General features: G+C 41.7%; 8 protein-coding genes and 2 pseudogenes. 7 read left to right on the top strand and 3 right to left on the bottom strand.

Annotated features, from left to right (window positions below; all coding sequences use genetic code 11):
- Positions 1-823 precede the first annotated feature (823 nt).
- Entirely contained in the window at positions 824-964 is a 141-nt protein-coding gene (locus H4J57_RS19855; protein WP_259366902.1) for a transposase, read from the bottom strand.
- A 246-nt stretch (positions 965-1,210) separates the two neighbouring features.
- On the opposite strand from H4J57_RS19855, the gene H4J57_RS18795 reads away from it, so the two are divergent.
- From H4J57_RS18795 to H4J57_RS20190, 7 genes and pseudogenes are all read left to right on the top strand, one after another.
- Positions 1,211-2,263, top strand: coding sequence for a hypothetical protein (locus H4J57_RS18795; RefSeq protein WP_182243894.1), 1,053 nt, complete (start codon positions 1,211-1,213; stop codon positions 2,261-2,263).
- Positions 2,264-2,400: 137 nt separating this feature from the next.
- Positions 2,401-2,835, top strand: a complete 435-nt coding sequence (locus H4J57_RS18790; RefSeq protein ID WP_259366899.1) for a YfiR family protein — start codon at positions 2,401-2,403, stop codon at positions 2,833-2,835.
- The gene (locus tag H4J57_RS18785) at positions 2,835-4,292 is read left to right on the top strand and encodes an ATP-binding protein (RefSeq protein ID WP_182243893.1); all 1,458 of its coding nucleotides are present in this window, start codon (positions 2,835-2,837) and stop codon (positions 4,290-4,292) included. Before H4J57_RS18790 ends, H4J57_RS18785 begins: the two co-directional genes overlap by 1 nt.
- A 170-nt stretch (positions 4,293-4,462) precedes the next feature.
- The gene (gene tnpA, locus H4J57_RS18780) at positions 4,463-4,789 is read left to right on the top strand and encodes an IS66 family insertion sequence element accessory protein TnpA (protein ID WP_182243892.1); all 327 of its coding nucleotides are present in this window, start codon (positions 4,463-4,465) and stop codon (positions 4,787-4,789) included.
- The gene (gene tnpB / locus H4J57_RS18775; protein ID WP_182243891.1) at positions 4,786-5,154 is read left to right on the top strand and encodes an IS66 family insertion sequence element accessory protein TnpB; all 369 of its coding nucleotides are present in this window, start codon (positions 4,786-4,788) and stop codon (positions 5,152-5,154) included. The genes tnpA and tnpB overlap by 4 nt, the downstream gene beginning before the upstream one ends.
- A gap of 75 nt (positions 5,155-5,229) precedes the next feature.
- A pseudogene (gene tnpC / locus H4J57_RS18770) lies at positions 5,230-6,591 on the top strand (IS66 family transposase); the annotation flags it as partial.
- Complete coding sequence (locus tag H4J57_RS20190) at positions 6,583-6,762, top strand: transposase domain-containing protein (RefSeq protein WP_310733732.1); 180 nt, start codon at positions 6,583-6,585, stop codon at positions 6,760-6,762. The pseudogene tnpC and the gene H4J57_RS20190, both read left to right, overlap by 9 nt.
- An 8-nt stretch (positions 6,763-6,770) precedes the next feature.
- Here H4J57_RS20190 and H4J57_RS18765 read toward each other — a convergent pair.
- Both H4J57_RS18765 and H4J57_RS18760 read right to left on the bottom strand, forming a co-directional pair.
- Positions 6,771-7,187 (bottom strand): annotated as a pseudogene (locus H4J57_RS18765) (transposase); the annotation flags it as partial.
- A gap of 136 nt (positions 7,188-7,323) precedes the next feature.
- The gene (locus H4J57_RS18760) at positions 7,324-7,461 is read right to left on the bottom strand and encodes a heme NO-binding domain-containing protein (protein ID WP_259366900.1); all 138 of its coding nucleotides are present in this window, start codon (positions 7,459-7,461) and stop codon (positions 7,324-7,326) included.
- Positions 7,462-7,463: the final 2 nt, after the last annotated feature.

Below are 7,463 nucleotides of genomic sequence, written 5' to 3'. Positions count from 1 at the left end.
AAGTCTGTTAATATTAGGGCAATATCAGGATTGTCACGCACTATTTTTACTGCATCCGATACATTGCTTGCAGTTAGAGGATCGTAGCCTTCAAATTCCAATGCTTCTGAGGCCTCTTCAAGTATTTCGTCATTACAAACGTCAATATCAAAGAAAAGAATATTGTAATAAATACAATTATATTGCTCTGTTTCTTCATCACATCAGCATCATTTATCATTAATTGTCCTTCATCATATCTATCTATATAATCCATTATCACGTGCTTGACTTATAAAATAATATATCCGCATATTTTGGCCTGACACTATAGTCGCATTAAAGCCTTTTAAGTATAGATCAGCAATCTCAGGTTTGCTGAACAGGTAAAATAAAACGTCATTTTTTATGAAATAAAAATACACCTTGCTTAGTTTTCCTCTCATTTACCAATTTATTATATCTTTGAGGGAGTGAAAATTGGCTATTTTACGTCTATTAATCAACCGTTTTCACGTATTTCAGAATTCAAGACAAGCGTCTCGGGCTGTTGTGCAAACCAGTTTTGCTTATGATGATGAACGGCTTCTATTCAAACCAATCTACCTGAGGTGGTGCTCGACTTTGTGGGGCAATAATTCGACGACTTCGTCATTGTTTGTATTCAGGTGACTGAATATCTTTTGGATCACCAATGAATGTTCATTAAACACTTCCCAGTATCTAACCCCTGCGGGGCAGCATTCGCTGTGCAAATCTGCTTATTTGCCGATTTGTCAATGCTCGTAATAACCTCCCATCACCGCATTTCTCACAGGTTTATCTGGTTCATGACGTTCATACTTTACCATCCCCTCTGTTCTGGCATCGCTGAATAACTGCGCAATTTAGCGGTGACTATCTTGATTGGCGCGATCCGCTGGCCTTTGAGAAATTTTCTAAAGAATCGATTCGCCGCTTTTTTGTCTCCACATTTCTGAACCAGAATGTCAATTTCTTAAATTGCTGCCTATAATAAACTTATTGTGTTGACTAGGGATAGGTGGCTTATTGAGCCATGGCATAGTAAGAGCATTACTTGGAGGTATTTTATACGCGCCTTGTGGGGTATAGGCTTCAGTTCCTTTAATTTGAAATTGACACTGGCTAATATGCCTTGCGTATCCTCAAGTAATACTCTGGAGGGCTAATGTATCCATTAGCGTATTGAGTAGTCTATGAGGTATTTAAAATGAAATATATACAGCTGATGTTAATTATTTTTAGTGCTAATTGTTTTGCACAAAGTACACCGTCTGAAATGGCTGAAATGAGCCTCCAGGAGCTTTTTTTTGAAAATATTTATGAGGTCGGTGCGACTTCACCATGGACATTGGCCGCTCAATTCAAAGCCGTGGGATTTCAAGGCTATCTTGATGGTACCCGACCGGTAGGCAATGACGAGGTGCTATGGGATGGACCGATGGGTGTTGAACCGCGAACGGCTCAAAACTTCCCCGTTGTACCCACTGTCATCACTCAAAATGCCACTGTTTTATCACTGGGTTATAAGTTAAGTTCTCAATGGCAGGGGAGTATATCGGTCCCCTATATTAATCAAGAAACTGACCACATCAGCAGTGTTCCCGGCTACAGTAATTTCAAAATTAAAACCAGCGGAATAGGGGATGTTGCGGCTGTAGCGCTCTACCGCTGGTACAGTTCCAATGAGGGAGTTTGGGGATTTTCGTTTGGCGTGTCCCTGCCAACCGGTTCTATCGATGAGGAGGGAGATACGCCACGCCCGACCGAGGATGATAAGGAGCAGCTTCCATATACCATGCAACTGGGCTCAGGCACCTATGATTTCCCGTTTGCAATAAATTATCAATATGGTGGTGCACATGACATCAGCGTCGGTCTGTCGGCTAGAATACGGACCGGCACGAATGATAGGGACTATCGTCTGGGTAACAATTATAGTCTGAATGGCCGTTATCAATTTGACCTATCTCCAAGACTCCAACCCTTTATCGGGGCGGACTTTGAGTACAGCGAAAAAATTCATGGGCAGGATGATTCTCTAATAATGCTTGGACTGCCTGTTTCTCCTTATCCTGCCTCAATCACAAACCCAAAACTTTTTGGCGGCAAAACAATTCATCTTAAGCTTGGCCTTTTATGGCGTCTGGCCAAGGACTATCGACTCACAGTAGAAATTGGCGCGCCTCTTTATAAAAAACTCAATGGGCCACAGCCAAAAGAGAATTGGCAAATGACTATTAATATTTCAAGCGTACTGTGATGTTATTAGCTGTGTTGAACCTATTTAGCCAACCTTTGAAAGCGCTATTCAGACAGCTCTTCGTAGGCATATTCTGCCTTTTATTATGTTTTTCAATCAACGCCGAGGATTCCTTAAGTAAGGAAGATAAATTAAAAATGGCCTATATATGGCACTTCATCGGTTTTATTAATTGGCGAGAATTAGAGTCGGTCAAGCGGCCTTATGAAATACGAGTTTGTATAGACGGACCGAATAATTTTTTGGCATTTTTTCGCCAAGTAGTTGGAAGCAGGCAAGCTGGAGACTTGGAACGGTCAGTCGTAGTATTGCAACTCAATACAGCAAGAAAATGTGAGTTAATTTACGTTAGGTATGCGAACAAAAAAACAGCATTGAAGCTTATTGATGCCCAGAGTCTGAGTGGCAGTACTGTCATCGTAGCCGATACATCCAGTATTTATTTTCCCGATGCATCCATAATTTTTTACATAGAAAATAAAAAACTACGCTTTGAAGTTAATCTAAAGAAAATCGATTCTTTGAATGTTGATATTAGCTCGGAATTATTAAAGCTGGCAAGGATCAAGTGATGAGTCCTCCGAAAAAAAATAGGATTGGATTTTTTTATAGACGACTTATCGCTGTGCTTGCAATTAATGTTCTCCCACTTCTCGTCCTTTCTGGACTGTTATACTCATATATTATTAGTGATTACAAAAGTAATTTAATAGCGTTGATGAACAACCAGATCATGTTATTGGCAACAACTAGCGAGTCCGCATTATTGTTTGATGATGCTGAAGCTGGGGAAAGAGTGCTATCAACACTCGAGCTGAATGAAACTATCCAGTACACACAAATTTATAATGCCGACAATCAATTATTTGCTCAATATAGACATCCTGAAATGATTAATGACACGGTTATTGAGCATTTTGATAAGGCTGTAGAGTTCAAAAATAATAATATTTATCTAAACTATAAAATAATGAAGAACGGAGAATATCTCGGTCTTATTGTGATGTCTGCAAGCACAGAGGGTTTAGCTGCTCAAAAAGACCATCTCCTCCTGATCTCAGTTTTGACTCTTTTAGGTAGTTTTATATTGGCCTCTTTACTGAACTGGACACTGCAAAAAAGACTGAACACCCCGATCAGAGACTTGATTAGTTTGGTCCACTATGTCACAAAGCATAAAAGATACCATAAGCGACTTGCTACAGATCAAAACAACGAATTCGGCGAAATCATAGCATGGGTTAATACCATGCTAAACACCATGGAACTCCATGAGAACGAACGCAAAGCCTCCTCAGCCAAAATCATTCAAGCATCAAAATTAGCTACACTCGGTGAAATGGCGACATCAGTCGCGCATGAACTAAACCAACCACTAAACATCATTCGCATGGCTGCTGAGAATTGCCGCCGCAAAGTTTCTACCGGCACCGCTGACACCGAATACCTATACGGTAAACTGAGCCGCATTGAGCAGCAGACTGCTCGAGCAGCTGCAATCATCGATCACATGCGGATGTTCGGGCGCAAGGCAGAGGAAGACCCAGCGCCAGTTGATCCTCGAAAGGTGGTAACGAATTCGCTTAACCTCATGGGAGAGCAATTGAGGTTGGCTGGAATTAAGCTGGTGACCGATCTTGCCGAAGACTGTCCCTTTGTTTTGGGTCATACTATTCAGTTGGAACAAGTGCTCTTGAACCTTCTCACTAATGCCAGAGATGCCATTGTTCAAAGAGAGGGCGAGGGGAAGATTACATTGCGGGTATTTTTCGACGATGAAGGTGTCCATATTTGCACTGAGGATACCGGCGGGGGTATTCCCGAAGATATTCTGCCGCGCATCTTCGAGCCGTTCTTCACAACAAAAGAGATGGGCAAGGGTACGGGCTTAGGACTGTCTGTAGGTTATGGGATTATTCGTGATATGAACGGCACCATTGTCGTTGAAAACATCGATAATGGTGCCCGCTTTAAGATCCTTCTGCCGAGTGTTCGGAGTATAAGTAAAATAAAACGTAATTTTTCATAAAATCAAAATACAGGATGCCTCATACTTTCCATATTAACATCTATTTTATATTTTTAAAGGGGTGAAAGTCGGCTATTTTCGTCTATTAATCGTAAGACCCTTATAAACCGCATTATTCCCCCATCAACAACATTCACTTATGTTCACTTTAATTATTTAAGGAGATCATCATGCGACGAACACCACAGCAATGGCTTACACTTTTTGAAATCCAAAGGGAAAGCCATTTATCAGTAAAAAAATTTTGCCTTGAGCAAGGTATACCGACCTCTAGCTTTTACAAACAAAAAGCAGTGGCAACACCTGTAGCATCAATAGCTGCAAGAGAGGCAACAGTCATGACATCACCTTTTTCTCAAGTTCAGTTGGCCGAGCCTGTGCTGAAAAATACCAACCCCCTACGTGATATTAAACTAAACATCGGTAACATTGAGCTGACACTCGACAGTCAAACTGAGGTGAATTGGCTCGTCAATTTAATGGGGCAACTCGCATGAAGATGTTTATTCAGCCTTCTGCCGTTTATTTACATCGTGATCCCGTTGATTTTAGAAAACAAATTGATGGCCTTGCCGCCATTGTTGAATTAACGATGAAGGAGTTATTAAGCTCGGGCGCTCTATTTGTTTTTTGCTCGAATCAACGCAATAAATTGAAGCTACTTTACTGGGATAAAACGGGGTTTTGTTTGTGGTACAAATGCCTTAAAAAAGATAAGTTCAAGTGGCCTAAAAAACATGATTTAGCGACGATTAACATTGATGAAGAACAGTTGCATTGGTTGCTGCGAGGCATTGATATTAGTGCGACAAACCCCATAAAAACATCGAGCTTGACTCCGCTTTCTAAGTGCCTTTTGTAATATAACCATTAAAATCAACTACTTGCACTAATTGACAAGCAATTAACTCAGCGTATTTTATCGCTAGAAGCTCAGTTGTCTGAGCAAAAAAGTGTACTTGATGATAATGAAAAATCACTCTTAAAAAAAGACGTTCAACCTAACAAAAAAGACGCCCAGCTTACTAAGAAATCAGATAAAATCGCCACCTTAGAAGAATACATTCGTTACATGACTCAGCAACGTTTTGGTGCGTCGAGTGAAAAGTGGTCTCCCGACCAACTAGGTTTATTCGACGAAGCTGAAATATTAAGTGATGAAGATGACGCACAAGAAAGTACAACGCTTGTACCTGCTCACCAGCGTAAAAAGAAACGCCTATCAATCCCTGATGATTTGCCCGTTACCGATATTATTCATGACTTAGCGGAAGATGAAAAGTTTTGTCCGCATGATAATCAAGTGCTAAGACATTTTGGTGATGAATGCCATAAGCAGCTCGATTATACCCCTGCTAAGGTAACCGTTTTAAACCACGTACGCCGTAAATATAGGTGTCCGTGTTGTAATGATTATTTTGTTACCGCTAAAAAGCCCGCGCAACCGATTGAAAAATATATTGCCAGTCCAGGATTATTATCGCAAATCGCCACGCATAAATATTGTGACGGCTTACCACTTTATCGTCAAAGCAACCTAATTTTTAAACGCCTAGGCGTCGAGCTAGACTCAACCAGTATGGCGAACTGGATGATTAAGTGTGGCCAATTAGTGCAACCCCTGATTAATTTAGGACTTGATGTATTAAGGGCGCAAGACGTGCTTTTCATGGATGAAACCGTGACTCAAGTACTCAAAGGAGAAGAGCGTCGCGCGAGCCAACAAAGTCGCATTTGGATAATGACCAATAATACCGAGCAGCGGATGGTCTTGTTTCATTACAGCCCCACCAGAGAAACCAGCGTAGCTGCACTGATGTTAGGTGACTTTAGTGGTACGTTAATGACAGATGGTTATGCCGTTTACGACGCGGTTGCTAAAACCAATGGCTTAACGCATTTAGGTTGTTGGGCACATGGTAGGCGTTATTTTAAGGAAGCGAGTGATGCACAACCTAAAGGTACCTCGGGGAAACCTGAGGAAGCGCTGTCTTACATTCAAAAACTCTTTCGTATTGAAGCAGGAATAAAAGCAGTCACAACCGATGAAAAATACGCCGTTCGGCAAAAAGAAAGCGTCCCTATATTAGCGGCGTTAAAGAAGTAGCTCGATAAATCGTTAAAGCATCCGGTAAAATCAGCGAAGTTAACCAAGGCACTCACCTATTTAAGCAATCAGTGGTACAAACTGAGCCGGTATACGGAGAATGGCGCGTGGCCGATGGATAATAATCATGCTAAAAATTGCATTAGGCCTTTTGTGGTAGGTCGAAAAAACTGGCTATTCTCTGTGAGCGTAGAGGGAGTCAAGGCGAGTGCTAATTTATACAGCTTGGTGGAAAGCGCAAAAGCGAACAACCTAGAGCCGTCAGCTTATTTAAAAACCGTCTTCACGTTATTGCCCCAGGCAAAAACCGTAGAAGAGGTTGAGGCATTACTACCTTGGAATATCAATAAGACGGTTGGTTAGGGGCTTACAATGTACTCGTTCAGATTACGCATAAACCAGCTGATGTCGTATAAGCGTTGCCGATATCGCTCAACGGTTTCATCAAAGGTGATTAACTCTCCCGGACTAAGTATCTCGCCCTTGAGGTATTTATGAGTGAGCAATGTGCCTTTGTGTAACTGATGGTAACGGCTTAACACCGTTTTGATATCCCAGCTGTCAGCTAGCGCTTTATCCACATACATCACCGCATAGGCACAGATATCAATGGCAAAAAACGTGGCTAAGAACAGCAATCGCTCTTCTACCCAGCCACGGCGGTGTTCGTAACTTTGGCCAGAATACTTATCCACACCGCACAGGAAGGAACGGCGAACACAACGAGAAACACAATGATAATAAGGAGTATCAATTAAACTGACTTGGCTTTTTCGAGGCTGGAGCATAAGCCATCTACCTGATTAGAAATGAAACACCCTATAAGCGTAGTTCAATTGAAAAATAGCACTCAGTTTTACAATGGGTGTCTTTCGTTGCAGCCTCTGCGGTCATCTTCAGTACCTTACTTGCCGCGCTCACCAACTAGAAAGTCGTTTCGTCTGGGTACGCTTCGTTGCTCATGAATACGTCTATGTCGACCCCAGCGCAGGACTTAATATCTTCCCATACCGGCTCGCCAAATTGCATGCAGACCATATCTTCCACTGCTTTATTAACCATTC

This window comes from Colwellia sp. BRX8-7 (genome assembly GCF_014077275.1).
Taxonomy (GTDB): Bacteria; Pseudomonadota; Gammaproteobacteria; order Enterobacterales; family Alteromonadaceae; genus Colwellia_A.
The sequence above is the reverse complement of the archived record's forward strand: the minus strand, read 5'-3'. Positions and strand labels throughout refer to the sequence as shown.

What these genes read in the sequence shown, in the direction of transcription:
- H4J57_RS18785 (WP_182243893.1), top strand. Translation starts at nt 2,835, where the DNA reads ATGAGTCCTCCGAAAAAAAATAGGATTGGATTTTTTTATAGACGACTT.
- tnpB (WP_182243891.1), top strand. Translation starts at nt 4,786, where the DNA reads ATGAAGATGTTTATTCAGCCTTCTGCCGTTTATTTACATCGTGATCCC.
- H4J57_RS18795 (WP_182243894.1), top strand. Translation starts at nt 1,211, where the DNA reads ATGAAATATATACAGCTGATGTTAATTATTTTTAGTGCTAATTGTTTT.
- H4J57_RS18790 (WP_259366899.1), top strand. Translation starts at nt 2,401, where the DNA reads ATGGCCTATATATGGCACTTCATCGGTTTTATTAATTGGCGAGAATTA.
- H4J57_RS18760 (WP_259366900.1), bottom strand. Translation starts at nt 7,461, where the DNA reads ATGGTTAATAAAGCAGTGGAAGATATGGTCTGCATGCAATTTGGCGAG.
- tnpA (WP_182243892.1), top strand. Translation starts at nt 4,463, where the DNA reads ATGCGACGAACACCACAGCAATGGCTTACACTTTTTGAAATCCAAAGG.